Consider the following 16,961-nt stretch of genomic DNA (forward strand, 5'->3'; position numbering starts at 1 on the left):
GCAAAGCATTAAGCATACAGAGCAAGGACTGCTGATGCTTCTTTCTGGTACAACCTACTAGTGTAGTGTATTAAATATATTGCTGATATATAATGTGAGCTTAATTTAGCGATTAAGTGAAGACCAATGCCAGCTCAAGTTGAAATCAATTTATCACCGGAAGAAAAAAAGCAGTTAGAAAAGAATATAAAAAGTCGAAAAATATCGGTGAGATTGGCTGAGCGGTCAAAGATTATTTTGCTCGCTGCCAAGCAGGTTCCCAACTACCAAATTGCGAAAAAGTTAAGCATTGATGTCAATACGGTGGGCCGATGGCGCAATCGTTTTGCAGAAAAGCGTCTGGCAGGTATAGAGAAGGATTTGCCCAGGGGGGCTAATCATGGCGGTAAGAATTCAGAAGAGCAGGCAAAACTCCGCTCGAAAATTATCAAGATGACGACAGGAAGTAAGCCAAAGGATGGGACACACTGGACAACGCGAGGCATGGCGAAAGTCTTAGGAATTAACCACTCTTTTGTCAGCAGGGTATGGCAGGAAGTGGGCCTTAAGCCTCATCTAACCGAAAAGTTCAAGGTGAGTAACGATCCTGCTTTTGAAGAAAAATTACGCGATGTTGTTGGCTTGTATATGTCACCGCCAGAAAATGCTGTTGTCTTTTGTGTGGATGAAAAAAGCTCGATTCAGGCCCTGGATCGGACACAGCCTGGACTACCCATGAAACCGGGGCGGTGTGGCACTATGACCCATGATTATAAACGTCACGGGACAAGCACTCTTTTTGCCGCCCTTAATACGCTGACTGGTGAGGTCATAGGTGAGTGTAGAAAGCGCCATCGTCATCAGGAGTTCTTAGGCTTTTTAAAGACCGTAGAAAAGCAAACACCTAAAGAACAGGATCTTCATCTTATCGTCGATAATTACGCGACTCACAAGCATGAAAATGTAAAGCGCTGGCTCAAGAGAAACAAACGAGTTCATCTTCATTTTATTCCGACCAGTTCATCCTGGCTAAATCTGGTAGAAAGATTTTTTGGATTACTCACAGAGAAGCAGTTGCGCCGAGGGGCATTCACCTCAGTCAAGGAGTTGGAAACGGCTATCGTGAAATTTATTGAAACACATAATGAAGCCAAGAAAGCTTTTGTGTGGACGAAATCTGCTGAGGAAATTTTATTGAAAGTGGAGCGTGCACGCCAAGCACTCTCAAATCAGCAATCTATTTAATACGGTACACTAGTTTCCACCGAGTTTATCAAAACGACTCCTTCTGGGTTTTCATCCAAACTGACAGCCCCTCAAGTAGAACTTTTGTACCACTTTATAGTACTTAACCCTTAGTACTTAACCCTAAACCAAAAAATAATTGGGAAACAGATGTCAAAAATAATTCTACCGCTTCTCTAGGTTCTATGGATATCTAGAACTCACCCAGTCTAAGGGTGTTTTCAAAAATTTATTCTGCGGGAAGCTTGGTGTTATACTTTTGGTATTGTGATAATAACAAGGTATACAAATGTCAAAATACATTTACCTCCCCATAAATAGTGAAGAAATGCTAGAGTTTGCAGAGAATATGGCGAGCGCTTGGGATATCCCTAAGAGTCATATCCTTGCCAACAAGGTAACATCCGGTATTGGTAAATCCATGTACCGCTGGATAGATAAGTGTCTCAGCAGTCTCAAATCTGGTGATACTCTTTATATTGTTGCTCATGGCACCGGCGGTGGCGACGGTAAGCAGATTGGCGCACAACGCAATAGCGGTAAGAATAAACAAGCAAAAGTTTTTGATAGAGGGGTAGAGTCGTGGCAGGGCGGAGTGTGGAAAACTTATACTCCAACGCAGCTGGCTGATACCCTGGTTAAAGAGGGGTTGCCTGCTAACTTTGTTGACCTACATCTCTGTGCTTGTGGGTCAGGCTATGATGGTGAGAAATTGAGGCCCTGGGCCCAGCGTTTACGCGAGGCAATGGCCACTTCTCATAAAAGCCTAGAGGTTACTGGGTATCTTGGCTGGTTTGATGCTACTGGTAGCTCTGTTAAGATTAAGGTTAACACCCAGTATTATGATTTGAATGAGCGTGCGGTCACCTTTTCTTAATAGTTATCGACTGGCTAAAGGATGGGATGGTGTAAACATTTGCAAGGGTATTCAAAACTCTGTGTCAGCCAAGCCGCTGTAGGCTGATGTATTTCAGCCAGGTAATCTGAAGGGTGGATCGCCAGCTGTGATAGTGCCGGATTCCAATTTTGAGTCGGGCACATCCAGCTACCCTTCAGCTGTTCGAGATTTTTATATTATTTTCTAGATTTTCACTCAAACTTACACCCCTCAAGTGGAACCTTCGTTCTATTTTGTAGTGCTTAACCCAAGGGTTTCCTGAATTACTAACATTAGCTACCCTCTACCAATCCTGCTCTACTCCTAATGCTTCACGCTCCTTACTCCTAAAATTACTTCTCCGGGGCGCTAGCCCCGGCCATCATGGTTAATGCTTTCACTATAGATTGTAGGCGATAACTTCACCTATACGACTTTCGAAGCCACCCCAGAAATCTCCATCGCCTCAATTTCTTGATCGAGTTAAAACTTCAGACACAATGACTGATGGATATTTGATAGTCCTCAAATAAGACCCACCCCGCTTCCCAAAAATTAGCTTCTACCATACTTCACTTGGTAGTTTTACCATCTTAGTGAGGCATCCGGAAGTATTAGACCACTACATAATTTCTGTAAGCACAAATCCCTACCTAAGCACACTGTCTCAGAGCCCCCCTGAAAACTTACACGATGGTACCATTTGTTGGGTGGAGGGCTTTCACCTCCAATCTTTTGCCAATTTAGCTCGGCGCACTGAGTGTCCAGGATTGCCGCACTACGGTATGGGACTATTCGTTTTTTTACCTTCCAGGTATCGGTATTGACATGCTTCGACTACTTAAGTAAAGATGGGTGGCATATCCATGCTTCTATGCGCAATTTACTAATCTGTCAACAAAACAGAACTGTAATTTCTTTAGAGTTATCAGACTGCTTATCCTCTTGAATTACATAGGATGCTGATTTTCAAGAGTAACTTTTTGTGTTCACAGTTCTTCCCAGCTCTTATGGAAATTTTCTCCATTATATAGATAAAGGATTATACTATGTTCAAACAAACTTCCTCACACCCACAATGTGAAGACGCCCCTAAAACAGATATACTTAATTTTTGTTTTACTCCTTGGATGAAAACCGCATACAAGGAGCGGGGTCAGAGTGAGGTGGCAGGTGTTAAGGCAAACCCAAGGATACTCCAATATTTCTCGGCATCTGAGTTCTGGGGAACTGATGATTCTGGTGGTAAAAATGCTTGGTGTGGCTCTTTCGTAGCCTGGGTAATGAAGCAGCATGGTTACACTCCTGTAAAAGCGGCATTCAGAGCCAAATCATGGAAAGCATTTGGCAAATCGATAAACGCACCAATACAAGGGGCAATTGCAATAAAAAGTAGAAAGGGGGGTGGGCACGTTGGATTTGTTATGGGGAAAGATCCAACTGGAAAACATCTATTCATTTTGGGCGGGAATCAAAATAATGAAGTAAACATTACTAAATACTCTGCCAAGGTTTGGGAGGCATTTGTTGTGCCTTTAAATTTTGACTTATCTAACAGCCGATTACCGATATACAACTTAACAGCGGCAGTAGTAACCTCAGAGGCATAAGGATATGAAGCTAATAACTGCTGTTAAATACATCCTTTTATTTTTACTTTTTTTGGCCAATCAAGCATGCTCTGACCATCCTAATGCCCAGCAAGAATTTTTATCAGAATCAATACTAAATACGCCGTTTACTGCTGTTATTCAACACACACGGGTTATCAAGCTGTCCTCGTATCCTGGTGTGGGTGATACTTACCAGTTAAGCGCTGACGTACTTGAGGCCATAAAAGGGGTTCATCAAAACCAGATAACCTATAGGCTTATTGTAGAGGTGGGTGAAGATGTCATTCTGGATGCTAAGCCAGTAATAATTAGCCTCTGTCAAGATAATGGGGGGTACTATTGGCCTGGAGTGGGAGCTGAATTTCCTGCGAGCAAAAAATTAATTAAGATTGCTCATAAAGTAGCAAAAGAAAATTCTCAGGCAGTTCTAGATCAAAATCATTGTGGTTAAACTGAATATAAGAGGGCCTGTACTCAACTCTGAAGTGCGTCAGTTAATCATCTGGAGAAGAACGGTCAGCTGAAGGTAACATCTGCCACTTCTTCTCCGCCAAGAGATTAAGTGGTGACAAAACATTACCGACAGCTGACCAAAGAGCAACGAAGTTATTTCTGGACACCCAGTAAAGGGGAAACTTGAGACGCCACGCCCATTGACACAATACAGGGGATACAACAAAAATACTGGATATTAAAACAGTGAACCCCTATCTCATGACCCAGCCTCGGCGTTCGCAAATATCCCTCGATGCAACTCCTTACTATCACTGTGTCTCCCGTTGTGTGCGCAGAGCTTTTCTTTGTGGGAAAGATATCCAATCCGGGAGAGATTATGAGCATCGGCGTCAGTGGATTGAGGGCAGAATGCAAAAGCTGGTCGGAATCTATGCGCTTGATATTGCAGCCTATGCTGTGAGGAGCAACCACTACCATATTGTGCTCTATATCGACACAGAAGCCCCCAAAACTTGGTCCGATACCGAGGTCATTACTCGCTGGCAAGAACTTTTTAGAACTTCCGCGCTAGCTCAACGCTACCTTCAAGGGGACCCTCTTGATTCTGGCGAAATGGAAAAGCTTTATGAGCTTGTCGCCCTTTGGCGAGCGCGCTTGCAGGATATCAGCTGGTTTATGCGCTGCCTTAACGAATCTATTGCTCGTCAGGCAAACAACGAAGACAGCTGCACCGGGCGTTTCTGGGAGGGGCGGTTTAAATCCCAGACCCTGCTGGATGAAAAGGCACTGGCAGTCTGTATGGCCTATGTGGACCTCAACCCTATTCGAGCCAAAATAACGAAAACTCCAGAAGAGTCCAATTACACATCCATTGCGCAGCGCATTCGAGCAGCCATGTCTGGAGAGCAGCCTAAAAATCTTCTGCCTCTTGTAGGCCCAGAGCAGAAAGGTATGCCCAAAGGCCTCCCCTTTCAGCTAGATCACTAGCTGGAGTTGGTCGGCTGGAGCGGACGACATCTGGACCCGAGAAAACGCGGCGCTATTGCTGCCAATACCCCACCTATATTGCAAAGGCTGGGCATTTCACCGAAACACTGGCTCCACCTGAATCGCAACTTTGAAAGCCGCTTCAAGCGGCTAGTCGGCGCAGCTGAAAAAGTCAGAGGAGTCTGTGCCCAGCAACATAAACGCTGGGTGCATGGCCTGCACGACTGTGAAATCTATCTCTCTAGTAGCACCTAAAGCAATTACAAACCGCTAATAATCGAGCTAACCATACCGCCATCCCCTCGCATGATCAAATTATGATCAGCCAGGGAAGTGTACGCCTAAACCTAATCTGATACCTACCCCTTGACTACTAGCAAGCCCAGAAAAGATGAAATACACGATTTCAAAGCTATTCTTTCAATTTATAGGTGTCCTAGATTACCGAACGAGTTACCCAAAATTCATGGGTTCAGTTTATGGGTGTCCTGAATCGTGCTGTCCTGAATCGTGCTGGTTACTGGTTACCGAACAGCGCCCATGACTCGGGGCCCCAGCGGTTTGCTAAACCTTACCGGGTAGAGGGCTTTCACCTCCAATCTTTTGCCGATTTATCTCGGCGCACTGGGTGTCCTGGATCGGTGGATCGGTGGATCGGTGGATCGGTGGATCGGTGGATCGGTGGATCGGTGGATCGGTGGATCGGTGGATCGGTGGATCGGTGGATCGGTGGATCGGTGGATCGGTGGATCGGTGGATCGGTGGATCGGTGGATCGGTGGATCGTTATAATGAATGACTTGCCACTAGAGGCCTATAAAGTATGATGAATTTCAATGAATATAATCAACCAGCGAAGACATTAGTTCTGCATTACGCGAAACAACTAAACTCTGAAATCGCTCGATCGGTTGTTTCTGGAAACTCCAATTTAGATAGTAAAGAGGAGGCAGAGTCTTTGGCTTACTTTTTCTGGGAAATGACAGATCAAGCGGTTGATGACGAAAAAGACTGCAAGATGATTGAGGGTATTTCAGATATTCAGTCTTGGCTAGAAAAAGCACTTCATATATTTAGAGGTTACTTCAAAAAGCAAGGCTATCAGCAAGAGTGGTCAGAAGGTTACGACAAACACCATAGAGAGTAGAGTTGTCACTTTTGAAAGGGGGAATTCAAATCTCAAGTTTTGACAACGTATTCGTACGGCAGTCTCAGGCAGACAGCCCAAAAATCTACCTCCGTTTGTCGGCGGTGAGCGTTTAAGTATGCCGAAAGGGCTTCCTTTTCAGTTGGATCACTATTTGGAACTAGTGGATTGGAGTGGCCGACTTTTAAATCCCAGAAAACGAGGCTGTATTGCCGGAAATACGCCTCCCATCCTAGATCGGCTTGGTATCTCTCCCAAGCACTGGCTCTATCTCAACCGAAATTTTGAAAGTCGCTTTAAAGGCTTGGTGGGATCAGTGAAGGTGGTACAGCAAGCCTGTAGCCACCTCAATAAACGCTGGGTACACGGTATTGGTGACTGCCGGCGCTTCCTCTCAGCTATTTCCCGCTAATCTAGCCCTACTCCAAACACTCGATAGCACGATTGCCGGTTTTATATCCAAAAATTGCGCTACCTACAGCCTGAACACAGACCCTCTGCATTCCACCCCCTTTTTTTCCTAAATTAGAGAGAAAAAGCTACCAGATCTGGTGCTTGCCACGTAACTGACACTACCCTCCAATCTTTGGGTGTCCTGGATTGCTCCTTCCATCCCCTTTTCCCCTAAATCAGAGAGGAAGAACCACCAGAGCTGATGCTTGCCACGTAACTGACGTCCTGGATTGCTGTCCTGGATTACTCTCCAATCTTTGGGTGTCCTGGATTGCTCATCCTCTTAGGCTTTTTAAAGACCGTAGAAAAGCAAACACCCAAAGAACAGGATCTTCATCTTATCGTCGATAATTACGCGACTCACAAGCATGAAAATGTAAAGCGCTGGCTCAAGAGAAACAAACGAGTTCATCTTCATTTTATTCCGACCAGTTCATCCTGGCTAAATCTGGTGGAAAGATTTTTTGGATTACTCACAGAGAAGCAGTTGCGCCGAGGGGTATTCACCTCAGTCAAGGAGTTGGAAACGGCTATCGTGAAATTTATTGAAACACATAATGAAGCCAAGAAAGCTTTTGTGTGGACGAAATCTGCTGAGGAAATTTTATTGAAAGTGGAGCGTGCACGCCAAGCACTCTCAAATCAGCAATCTATTTAATACAGTGCACTAGTAGCACCTAAAGCAATTACAAACCGCTAATAATCGAGCTAACCATACCGCTATCGCCTCGCATGGTCAAATTATGATCAACCAGGGGGAGGGTGCGACTAAACCTAGCCTGATACCTACCTCCTGACTGCTAGCAAGCCCAGAAAAGATGAAATACACGACTTCAAAGCTATTCTTTCAAATTATGGGTGTCCTGGATTCTACGTAACTGACACTACCCTCCAATCTTTGGGTGTCCTGGATTACTCTGGATTACTCGGATCCTAAACCATTTATCTTCAAGGTGAAGGCATATTAAAATTGTGACTGTGTACACATGATGTGTCCATAGTGTAGACTATTTAGTCGCCACAAAGGGTCCTCTTCGAACAAATCAGAGTGAAAATTGTATAAATGGATTCGAGCAAACAGCCCAGTAATCTTAGAGTTATAACCCTTACGTGCCTAATTAGTGTATTTTTTACACTACTTGTGCTGATTGCTATCCTCACATGTATGCCTGTCCCAGAACAGCTACAGTATCAGCAATATATGGGACAGCTAGCATTAACAGATAAAAAGAAATTAGGCGATAATTTCATACAGCTGTTCACTATTGGGCAAATGGTTCAAGACGGTACACTTATAAGCCTCAAGGACTTCCTAGGCTACCAAGCTGATTTTTATCAGGTGATAATCACCATCCTTATTGCGATAAATGCAATTATCGCAGGTGTTTCCTTCTTTTTTATTAAAGGCCGCTCTGAAGAGAAAGCAGAAACAGCAGCCGTCAAGCACATGAAGTCCGAAAGCTTTGCAGAAATACTTCGTAATCACACCAAGAAAACGGTAGTCGATACTCTTGATGATGATACATTAAGAGATTTCGACAAAGTTCTTAGCGAAAATAGAAAGTTAACCGAAGAGCTTGAGTCTCTAACCAGTGATTATGCATCTCTCAGGGCTCAGATTGCTACTGTATCATCTCGAATGGCTGAACTCGACACTGAAGAAGTGGAGGGCGGCGAATTGGAAATTAAGGAGTAACTATTTATGGCATTTGCCAGAAAGGACAAGCCTAAGATTCCCGCACCTGTTGAATTCGAAGACCACTCAACACCAAAAGAACTGCTGCATTTTGCTAAAGAGAAAGGCATCGATACAGACCCAATTAACATCAGTGACTTGGCAGCTGCACTCGGTATTGCTGTTCGTTATGAACCTCTCGCCGACGATCAATCCGGCTCACTCAAAAAGTGCCCAAAAACAGAGCGGTGGGTAATGACTATAAATTCGCTACACCACCCTCACAGACAGCGATTCACTATTGCACACGAAATCGGCCACCGCATAAAGCATGCAGAGCAACAAAATGACTTTTCAGACAAAATATTCTTTAGAAACGGCGAAACCAACCGAATAGAAGTGGAAGCCAACCAATTTGCCGCCGAATTGTTAATGCCTGAGAATAGCTTTAGAAATTACATTAAAAATAATTCTGCAAAGGTCGAAGATATCGCCAAATACTTTAAAGTATCTTCTATGGCTGTCAGATATCGAGCTAAAAAACTCGGTATGAGCGGACATAATCTATGAGCAAGATAAAGTATTTTCCACTTATTAAAACTCGCGATTCTGAGATTCGCTGCTTTCTAAACTTACCTACTGATTTAAAGCAAGAGATATTGCCAATATATGAATTGACAAAGTCGCGGAAAACAAAAAAAGTTCCCGATGGGGACATCTACCGCAGGATGAAATCCATCTCAGAAATACAAGGTGATAGCCCATTTATTTTGGATTTGACAATGGATGACCGGTACATCAACACTCAAATTCGCCAACTACTCTCTCCTCAACACGGATTTTCTGAGTGGAAATATTTTATTTTTGATATTTTTTCTAACCTAAATATCATCCCAATGATTCACATCGTTGAAGATGAGGATTCTGGCTTTCCTGAGTTAAGAAAATTTGTTGAGAATGCATCAAAAAAGAAACCCAATTTAGCAGTAAGGATTCCTCATGATTTATCTCCTGAGGAATTTGATACATATCTCTCACCAATAAAGGATACTTTACATAAAGATTGCAAAGTGTATGTTTTTCTAGACGGGGAATATGTTCGGCGAGAGGCGGAGAACGATATCACAGGCCTAGCTGGCAGCTTTACCGAGTCTTGCGCTGAATTACAAAGAGTGTTTAATGACGGACAAATTGAAAAGATTTCTATGCTAGGGAGTTCCTTCCCTACAAATCCCGCACAGGCTGGTGGTGATGACGCCGAAGGAGAGTTTCCCGTATATGAGGAAGAAATATATAAATTAATTCAGGAAAACTACCCGGATATAGGGTATGGCGACTACGTGTCAATAAATACTGAACAAGTAGAAATTCGAGGGGCGCGTTTTGTTCCGAGAATTGATGTATTTCAAGATGACGGGAGATCTTTTGTATACAAAAGATATAGGCAAAAGGATGGCGGCTATCCGAAATGCGCGAGAAGAGTAAAAGAGGATGGTTATCACTACAAGGAAATCCCTAGCTGCTGGGCATCGAAAGAAATTGCCTTGGCCAGCGCAAACAATGCCTCCGGGCTCAGCCCATCATTTTGGATTTCCGTGCGAATGAATTATTACATTCATAAAATATTAGACTTGAGGTCAACAACTTAAGTCGAGCGGGGGCCGCTTAGTAATAGTCTGCAAGTCATCGATTGTAATTACACTACCCATATCGAGCTTTAGTAAATCTGTTGCTGGCCCATACCTTTCTTCCAGCCTAACCCTAGAGATAACCCTAACCCTTTCTAGGCTCAGGCGTTTTGCAACCTCCCCGCACAAATCATCTTTCAGTACTAGCTTTACATTACTCAACCTCTTTAAATCCTTAACCTCTAAGACACTAAGCAAAAGTTCTTTATTGTGCCGCTTAAACCTCTGGGATTTTCTAAGAAGCAGGACCTCACCCTCACCTACCACGATAATCCCATACCCCTTTTTTATAGAACTTCTAACCAAAGGTAGGTTTTCAGGCTCACAAACCACAAAGCAAAAATCAAAGAAACGTCGATAATCTTCTAATTGCCCCTCCAAACGTGAAACTTTATCTCCAAGAGCCTTAATTTCAAAGGCAGTCGCCAAACCATTGTTGAGGGAAATAAGGTCTGCCCGACGCCCACCAAAAGGTACTTCCGCCCCTAAAGTGAGGTTCTCATCACCAGATAAGAGCCAGTTAATCAGACGAATTTTTACTTGAGATTCATTCATGACCCATTATCCACACCCTAGCCAAAACACTGACCAACTCTCAAAATACTGTATATTTGTACACGAGTCAAAACCATAGCCTCCAGATCGCAATAGATCGCAACCCCTCCCAAGAGCCGGCCACAACACTCCTTTATAAGTGCGCCTGAAAATTATTTTTGTTTAGAGTAGCCTTTTGCAGCATCGTTAATGCCAATAATCCCTGAATATCTAACTGACGCCTTAAGTAGCCACGTCACATCAAGGGAGATGTGCAGGGTACGTCCAATTCAGAAATTTGAAGCAACAAAAAACCCGCTAAAAAGCGGGTTTCTTCGCCGTTGCGATGCAACGATATATATGGTCGGAGCGGCCGGATTTGAACCGACGACCACCACACCCCCAGTGTGGTGCGCTACCAGGCTGCGCTACGCTCCGATTTTGAAAAATTGCTCACTTCGCTAAGTGATTGATTTTTAAGGACATCGTGTCTCGATGTGGCGTGAATAATACCGGACTAGCGGCAGATTGCAAGCCCCAATCGGTACTTTTTTAGAATTTCTTCCCCTCCCTCAACAGAGAGGCAATGTCCTTTAGTTCTGCGATCACCTCGGGCAGCACCTGCTGCAACTGGACCACCTCCGCCCGCTCACTGCCAGTCTCGATCTGCTGGCGGGCCCCACCAATGGTATAGCCCTCTTCGTACAGCAGCGCACGAATCTGGCGGATTATAATGACATCTTGGTGCTGGTAGTAACGGCGGTTGCCGCGGCGCTTGACAGGTTTTAGCTGGGGGAACTCCTGCTCCCAGTAACGCAGGACGTGGGGTTTAACGGCGCACAATTCACTCACCTCGCCGATGGTGAAGTAGCGCTTAGCGGGGATTGCAGGCAATTGAGCGTTATTGCTCGGTTCCAGCATGCTCTTCTACTCGCGCCTTGAGTTTTTGCCCGGGCTTGAAGGTGACTACCCTGCGGGCGGAGATGGGGATTTCTTCGCCGGTCTTGGGATTGCGACCGGGGCGTTGGCTTTTATCGCGCAGGTCGAAATTACCAAAGCCCGAGAGCTTGACCTGTTCGTTCGTTTCCAGCGCATTGCGGATTTCCTCGAAGAAGTATTCGACGATCTCTTTCGCTTCGCGCTTGTTAAAACCCAGCTCTTCGTACAGTTTCTCGGCGAGCCCGGCCTTGGTCAGTGCCTCTGTCATTGGGTCCTACCAATTGATTCAGAGGCGTCGACTCCAGATCGGAAGCGGCCCGAACCGCGGCGGCTTTCAACCCGGTAGCAGACGCTCTCGGGGTGCAATTTAGCCTGCACCCGAGAGCGTCATGCTCTGCTAGCGCAGACTAGCGTTATATTTTTCTGCTAGTTTTCCGACCACCGCATCTACAGCGGCATTGATTTCGTCGTCATTAAGGGTGCGCGACGAATGCTGAAACGTCAACCCCAAAGCGACACTTTTTCTATTTAAATCAATGCCTTTGCCTTGGTAGACATCAAATATCTTGAGGTCCGTCAAGGTTTCGCCGGCTGCTTCAACAGCCGCTTCCACCAGACTGGCGGCGGGAACCTCGGCATCGATCAGCAGGGCCAGGTCGCGGCGCACTTCCGGGAACTTGGACAGCGGACGGAACGCGGGGGTTTTGCCCTCGCCGATCGCTTCCAGGCTCAGCTCAAATACGAACGCGGGCTTGGACAGGTCCAACTTCTTCTGCAACTGCGGGTGCAGGGCACCGATCACCCCGACTTCGCGCTCGCCGCGCATAATCTTGGCGGTTTGACCGGGGTGCAGCGCAGGGTGCTGGCCGGCGACAAAGCGGAACTCATCGGCGACACCGGTGCGAGCCAACAGGGCTTCTACATCGGCTTTCACGTCGTAGAAGTCCACGGCGTCTTTGCTGCCAGTCCAGTTTTCTGCGTAGCGGCTGCCGTAGGCGAGACCGGCAATCATTTGCTCCTGATGCAACTCGGCACCCGGCACAAAGCGCAGGCCGGTTTCAAATAGGCGCACGCGGTTTTGCTGGCGATTCAGGTTGTACTGCAACGCTTTGCACAGGCCCGGCAGCAAGGTGGTGCGCATAACCGCCAGCTCAGCGCTGATCGGGTTTTGCAGGGCCACCGGATCGGCTTCCGGATCAAACAGCGCGGCGCTGTCGCTATCGATAAAGCTGAAGGTAATCGCTTCGTAGTAACCACGGCTCAGCAGGGTTTGCTCCAGGTTATCCTGGGCAATGGTGCTCTCGGGGCGCGGGGCGATTTCCAGTTCGGCAGTAAAGCTTTCGCTGGGGATACGGTTGTAGCCGTAAACACGGGCCAGCTCTTCCAGCAGGTCGGCTTCGATGGCGATATCGAAACGGAAGCTGGGGGCGAGGAAGGTCCAGCCTTCGTCGTTCTGGTCGATTTTTTCCAGGCCCAGGCGGGTGAGGATATCGACGATTTCGTCATCGGCCAGTTTGATGCCCAGGCCCAGCTCTACTTTCGCGCGGCGCAGGGTAATATGGCGCTCGGCGGGCATAATTTCAGTCAGCTCGCGCACGTGTACCGGACCGGGCTCACCGCCGACGATATCCAGCAGCAACTGGGTAGCGCGCTCTACCGCTTTCTCTTGCAGGTGGTAGTCCACGCCGCGCTCGAAACGGTGGGAGGAGTCGGTGTGCAGGCCGTAAGAGCGGGCCTTACCGGCAATGGCCAGCGGGCTGAAGAAGGCGCTCTCCAGGAAGATATGCTGGGTGCCTGCGGTAACGGAGGAATCCAGGCCACCCATAATACCGGCCATCGCCAGAGGCTTTTCCTCATCGGCAATTACCAGGGTGCCCTCTTTCAGCTTGACTTCCTGGCCGTCCAGCAGGGTCAGCTCTTCACCGGCTTCTGCCATACGCACTTTGATGCCGCCGGAGAGTTTCTCCAGGTCGAAGGCGTGCATGGGCTGGCCCAGTTCCAGCAGTACGTAGTTGGTAACATCAACTACCGGGTCGATACTGCGCAGGCCGCTGCGACGCAGGCGCTCCTGCATCCACAGGGGCGTTACCGCTGTGATATCGATATTGCGAATAACCCGACCTACATAGCGCGGGCAGGCGGCTTCCGCCAGCAGGGATACCGGCATACTCTCGTCGATCTGCTGGGCTACCGGGGCAACTTCCGGGCCCTGTACCGCACAGCGGTTCAGTACGCCCACTTCGCGAGCGATACCGGCAACACCGAGGCAGTCGGAACGGTTCGGGGTGAGATCCACTTCGATGGTCTCGTCGTCCAGCTGCAAGTATTCACGCAGATCGGTACCGGTGGGTGCGTCTTCCGGCAGCTCCCAGATACCGTCGTTGTCTTCGCCCAGCTCCAGTTCGGTCTGAGCACAGAGCATACCGAAGCTCGCTACACCACGGAGCTTGGCTTTTTTGATTTTAAAATCGCCCGGCAGCTTGGCGCCTACCAGGGCAAAAGGAATTTTAATGCCGGTGCGCGCATTGGGGGCGCCGCATACCACCTGCATTTCACCGTCGGGGTGGCCAGCGACTTTACACACGCGCAGCTTGTCTGCATCCGGGTGCTGTTCACAGGCGACAATCTCACCGACAACCACTCCGGAGAAATCGCCCGCAACTTTTTCTATACCATCCACTTCCAGGCCGGCCATGGTGATTTGATCGGCCAGTTCCTGCGTGGTGAGTTGCGGGTTTACCCATTCCCGCAACCAGGAGTTGCTGATTTTCATAGTTGATCTCTTTCTGTATTCCGTCAGCGCAACTTGGTGCGCATTGCGCCTGGGGCTATTGCGCCGCCCAGGCCTCCACAATTCGACTGCTGTCGCTCGGCTTAGAACTGCTTCAAGAAGCGCAGATCGTTATCGAAGAACAAGCGCAGGTCGTTGACGCCGTAGCGCAGCATGGCGAGGCGCTCGATACCGATACCGAAGGCAAAGCCGGAGTATTTTTCGCTGTCGATATCGCAGGCGGCGAAGACGTTTGGGTGCACCATGCCGCAGCCGAGAATTTCCAGCCAGCCGGTGCCGGAACATACGCGGCAACCTTCACCGGAACAGGCGGTACACTGGATGTCCGCTTCTGCGGAGGGCTCGGTAAACGGGAAGTAAGACGGGCGGAAACGCACCGGTACTTCCGCTTCGAAGAAGGCGCGCAGGAATTGGTCGATGGTGCCTTTCAGATGGGCGAAGCTGATGTTCTCGCCGATTACCAGACCTTCCACCTGGTGGAACATGGGCGAGTGGGTGACATCGGAGTCGCAGCGGTATACGCGGCCCGGGCAGATAATGCGCAGCGGCGGAGACTTTTTCTCCATGGTGCGGATCTGCACTGAGGAGGTGTGGGTTCTCAGTACGGTGGTGGGGTCCACGTAGAAGGTGTCGTGCATCGCGCGCGCGGGGTGGTGCGCGGGAATATTCAGGGCTTCGAAGTTGTAGTAGTCCTGTTCGACTTCCGGGCCGTTTTCAACAGAGAAGCCAATGCCCGCAAAGAATTCTTCCACGCGCTTTAGCGTGCGCGTAATGGGGTGGGCATTGCCCTGCTCTTCGCCGCGCCCGGGCAGAGTGACATCGATAGTCTCTTCGGCCAACTTTGCGTTGATGGCGGCCTGCTCCAGCATAGTGCGGCGCGCGTTAATTTTTTCTTGAACCTGCTGCTTGGCTTCGTTGATCTTGGCACCCGCCGCCGGACGCTCCTCAGCCGACAGCTTGCCCAGGCCTTTCAGCAGTGCCGTCAGCTGGCCTTTTTTGCCCAGGTAATCAACACGCACCTGATCCAGTGCGGCGAGGCCATCGGCCTTCTCCACCAGCTCCATAGCCTGCTCGGTGAGGGACTGCAAATCTTGCATCGAACTGTTCCCGTTTGAATCCAACTTCGATTAATTTTTTCTGCTTTGTTCGGCCGGTACTCTCTGTACCGGAGGGAATTTCCCCAGGCACCGCCACCGGTAAAAAATAGCGGAAACTCCATAAAAAAATAGGGAAGGGCCGCTACAGCCCTTCCCTATTTTGAGTATTCAGTTTTACAACTGAAGTGACAGCTTACGCTGCCAGGGCTGCCTTAGCTTTTTCAACTACGGCAGCAAAAGCGGCTTTATCGTAAACAGCCAGATCAGCCAGTACACGGCGATCCAGTGCGATGTCCGCTTTTTTCAGACCTGCGATCAGGCGGCTGTAGCTCAGGCCTTCAGCACGGGACTGGGCGTTAATACGGGTAATCCACAGAGCGCGGAAGTTACGCTTCTTAACGCGACGGTCACGGTATGCGTACTGACCAGCTTTAATTACTGCCTGCTTGGCAACGCGGAATACGCGTGAACGCGCACCGTAGTAACCTTTAGCCTGCTTCAGAATCTTCTTGTGACGACGACGCGCCTCTACACCACGTTTTACACGGGCCATAACTCTATCCTCTTAAACCTTTGCGATTTGGGCCAATTACTTGGCGCGCAACATACGATCGACCAGACCTGCATCAGACTTGTTCATAGTCTGGGTGCCACGCAGCTGACGCTTGCGCTTGGTGGTCATCTTGGTGAGGATGTGGCTCTTGTTAGCGTGCTTGTGCTTGTAGCCCGCAGCCGTCTTCTTGAAGCGCTTGGCAGCGCCACTGTGAGTCTTTGCTTTCGGCATTTTGTACTCCAAAGTGAATATTCGCCTGAAAAACAGGCACCCTTAGTAACTGCCGGCAAGCGAAGTTACCGGCACTGCGAGAGCGGGGAGGCAGCCGTCGCCCAACCACTTCTCAAAGGAGATACGGGGAATGACTTCCCCGGACCTCACTTTTTCTTTTTGAGCGGAGCAATCACCATCAGCATTTGACGACCTTCCATTTTCGGTCGCTGCTCGACGGTACCCAGCTCTTCAAGGTCCTTTTCGATGCGCTGCATCATTTCCATGCCCAGCTCCTGGTGAGCCATCTCGCGGCCACGGAAGCGCAGGGAAACTTTGGCCTTGTCACCCGCTTCCAGGAAGCGGGCCAGGTTGCGCAGCTTGATCTGGTAGTCACCGATATCGGTGCCCGGACGGAATTTCATTTCCTTGATCTGCTGCTGCTTCTGCTTCTTCTTGGCGGCATTCTTAGCTTTTTTAGCTTCGAATACGTGCTTGCCGTAGTCCATGATCTTACAGACTATCGGCGTGGAGTCCGAGGCAATTTCAACGAGATCCAAGCTAGCTTTTTGTGCAGCTTCCAGCGCTTCATCCAGGGAGACAATGCCTACCTGTTCGCCATCAGCGCCTATCAGGCGGATTTCTGACGCTTCAATCTGATCGTTTATGCGGGCCTTTTTGGACCGTCCCTTAGTATCTCGTTTAATAGCTATGGTCT

At 48.3% G+C, this 16,961-nt stretch carries 20 protein-coding genes and 1 tRNA gene; 12 read left to right on the plus strand and 9 right to left on the minus strand.

Annotation, left to right across the window (positions count from 1 at the left end):
• The first annotated feature begins 126 nt into the window (after nt 1–126).
• From ACJJIF_RS07730 to ACJJIF_RS07785, 12 genes are all read left to right on the plus strand, one after another.
• Nucleotides 127–1,224 carry an IS630 family transposase gene (locus ACJJIF_RS07730; protein ID WP_444928468.1) on the plus strand — a complete coding sequence of 366 codons (1,098 nt, stop codon included), beginning with the start codon at nt 127–129 and terminating at the stop codon, nt 1,222–1,224.
• A gap of 289 nt (nt 1,225–1,513) precedes the next feature.
• Entirely contained in the window at nt 1,514–2,101 is a 588-nt protein-coding gene (locus tag ACJJIF_RS07735) for a hypothetical protein (RefSeq protein ID WP_444931647.1), read from the plus strand.
• A gap of 1,049 nt (nt 2,102–3,150) precedes the next feature.
• A complete protein-coding gene (locus tag ACJJIF_RS07740; RefSeq protein WP_444931648.1) occupies nt 3,151–3,711 on the plus strand; it encodes a TIGR02594 family protein in 561 nt (186 codons plus the stop codon).
• 4 nt (nt 3,712–3,715) lie between these two features.
• Entirely contained in the window at nt 3,716–4,165 is a 450-nt protein-coding gene (locus ACJJIF_RS07745) for a hypothetical protein (protein WP_444931649.1), read from the plus strand.
• A gap of 413 nt (nt 4,166–4,578) precedes the next feature.
• A complete protein-coding gene (locus ACJJIF_RS07750) occupies nt 4,579–5,157 on the plus strand; it encodes a transposase (RefSeq protein ID WP_444931650.1) in 579 nt (192 codons plus the stop codon).
• Between the two features lie 628 nt (nt 5,158–5,785).
• Nucleotides 5,786–5,983: a hypothetical protein gene (locus ACJJIF_RS07755; protein ID WP_444931651.1), complete on the plus strand. Its 198-nt coding sequence runs from the start codon at nt 5,786–5,788 to the stop codon at nt 5,981–5,983.
• Nucleotides 5,980–6,303: a hypothetical protein gene (locus tag ACJJIF_RS07760; protein ID WP_444931652.1), complete on the plus strand. Its 324-nt coding sequence runs from the start codon at nt 5,980–5,982 to the stop codon at nt 6,301–6,303. Before ACJJIF_RS07755 ends, ACJJIF_RS07760 begins: the two co-directional genes overlap by 4 nt.
• A gap of 118 nt (nt 6,304–6,421) precedes the next feature.
• The gene (locus ACJJIF_RS07765; RefSeq protein WP_444931653.1) at nt 6,422–6,715 is read left to right on the plus strand and encodes a hypothetical protein; all 294 of its coding nucleotides are present in this window, start codon (nt 6,422–6,424) and stop codon (nt 6,713–6,715) included.
• A 312-nt stretch (nt 6,716–7,027) separates the two neighbouring features.
• The gene (locus ACJJIF_RS07770; RefSeq protein WP_444931654.1) at nt 7,028–7,414 is read left to right on the plus strand and encodes a transposase; all 387 of its coding nucleotides are present in this window, start codon (nt 7,028–7,030) and stop codon (nt 7,412–7,414) included.
• A gap of 543 nt (nt 7,415–7,957) precedes the next feature.
• Nucleotides 7,958–8,452, plus strand: coding sequence for a hypothetical protein (locus ACJJIF_RS07775; RefSeq protein ID WP_444931655.1), 495 nt, complete (start codon nt 7,958–7,960; stop codon nt 8,450–8,452).
• 6 nt (nt 8,453–8,458) lie between these two features.
• Nucleotides 8,459–9,001 carry an ImmA/IrrE family metallo-endopeptidase gene (locus ACJJIF_RS07780; protein ID WP_444931656.1) on the plus strand — a complete coding sequence of 181 codons (543 nt, stop codon included), beginning with the start codon at nt 8,459–8,461 and terminating at the stop codon, nt 8,999–9,001.
• Complete coding sequence (locus ACJJIF_RS07785) at nt 8,998–10,080, plus strand: beta family protein (protein ID WP_444931657.1); 1,083 nt, start codon at nt 8,998–9,000, stop codon at nt 10,078–10,080. Before ACJJIF_RS07780 ends, ACJJIF_RS07785 begins: the two co-directional genes overlap by 4 nt.
• Here the strand turns inward: ACJJIF_RS07785 and ACJJIF_RS07790 are convergent.
• From ACJJIF_RS07790 to infC, 9 genes are all read right to left on the minus strand, one after another.
• Entirely contained in the window at nt 10,069–10,674 is a 606-nt protein-coding gene (locus ACJJIF_RS07790; RefSeq protein WP_444931658.1) for a sce7726 family protein, read from the minus strand. The genes ACJJIF_RS07785 and ACJJIF_RS07790 overlap by 12 nt on opposite strands.
• A 340-nt stretch (nt 10,675–11,014) precedes the next feature.
• Nucleotides 11,015–11,091: transfer RNA gene (locus ACJJIF_RS07795), tRNA-Pro, on the minus strand.
• A 114-nt stretch (nt 11,092–11,205) separates the two neighbouring features.
• Nucleotides 11,206–11,574, minus strand: a complete 369-nt coding sequence (locus ACJJIF_RS07800) for a MerR family transcriptional regulator (protein ID WP_444931659.1) — start codon at nt 11,572–11,574, stop codon at nt 11,206–11,208.
• Nucleotides 11,555–11,860 carry an integration host factor subunit alpha gene (gene ihfA / locus ACJJIF_RS07805; protein WP_444931660.1) on the minus strand — a complete coding sequence of 102 codons (306 nt, stop codon included), beginning with the start codon at nt 11,858–11,860 and terminating at the stop codon, nt 11,555–11,557. Before ihfA ends, ACJJIF_RS07800 begins: the two co-directional genes overlap by 20 nt.
• Nucleotides 11,861–11,989: 129 nt before the next feature.
• The gene (pheT, locus tag ACJJIF_RS07810) at nt 11,990–14,365 is read right to left on the minus strand and encodes a phenylalanine--tRNA ligase subunit beta (RefSeq protein WP_444931661.1); all 2,376 of its coding nucleotides are present in this window, start codon (nt 14,363–14,365) and stop codon (nt 11,990–11,992) included.
• A 101-nt stretch (nt 14,366–14,466) separates the two neighbouring features.
• Nucleotides 14,467–15,480, minus strand: coding sequence for a phenylalanine--tRNA ligase subunit alpha (pheS, locus tag ACJJIF_RS07815; protein WP_444931662.1), 1,014 nt, complete (start codon nt 15,478–15,480; stop codon nt 14,467–14,469).
• Nucleotides 15,481–15,673: 193 nt separating this feature from the next.
• Nucleotides 15,674–16,033, minus strand: coding sequence for a 50S ribosomal protein L20 (gene rplT, locus ACJJIF_RS07820; protein WP_020413350.1), 360 nt, complete (start codon nt 16,031–16,033; stop codon nt 15,674–15,676).
• 36 nt (nt 16,034–16,069) lie between these two features.
• A complete protein-coding gene (gene rpmI, locus ACJJIF_RS07825; protein WP_020413351.1) occupies nt 16,070–16,264 on the minus strand; it encodes a 50S ribosomal protein L35 in 195 nt (64 codons plus the stop codon).
• A 146-nt stretch (nt 16,265–16,410) separates the two neighbouring features.
• The gene (gene infC / locus ACJJIF_RS07830) at nt 16,411–16,956 is read right to left on the minus strand and encodes a translation initiation factor IF-3 (protein ID WP_444932327.1); all 546 of its coding nucleotides are present in this window, start codon (nt 16,954–16,956) and stop codon (nt 16,411–16,413) included.
• Nucleotides 16,957–16,961 lie beyond the last annotated feature (5 nt).

The organism is Microbulbifer regidiadema (SeqCode) (genome assembly GCF_052467605.1).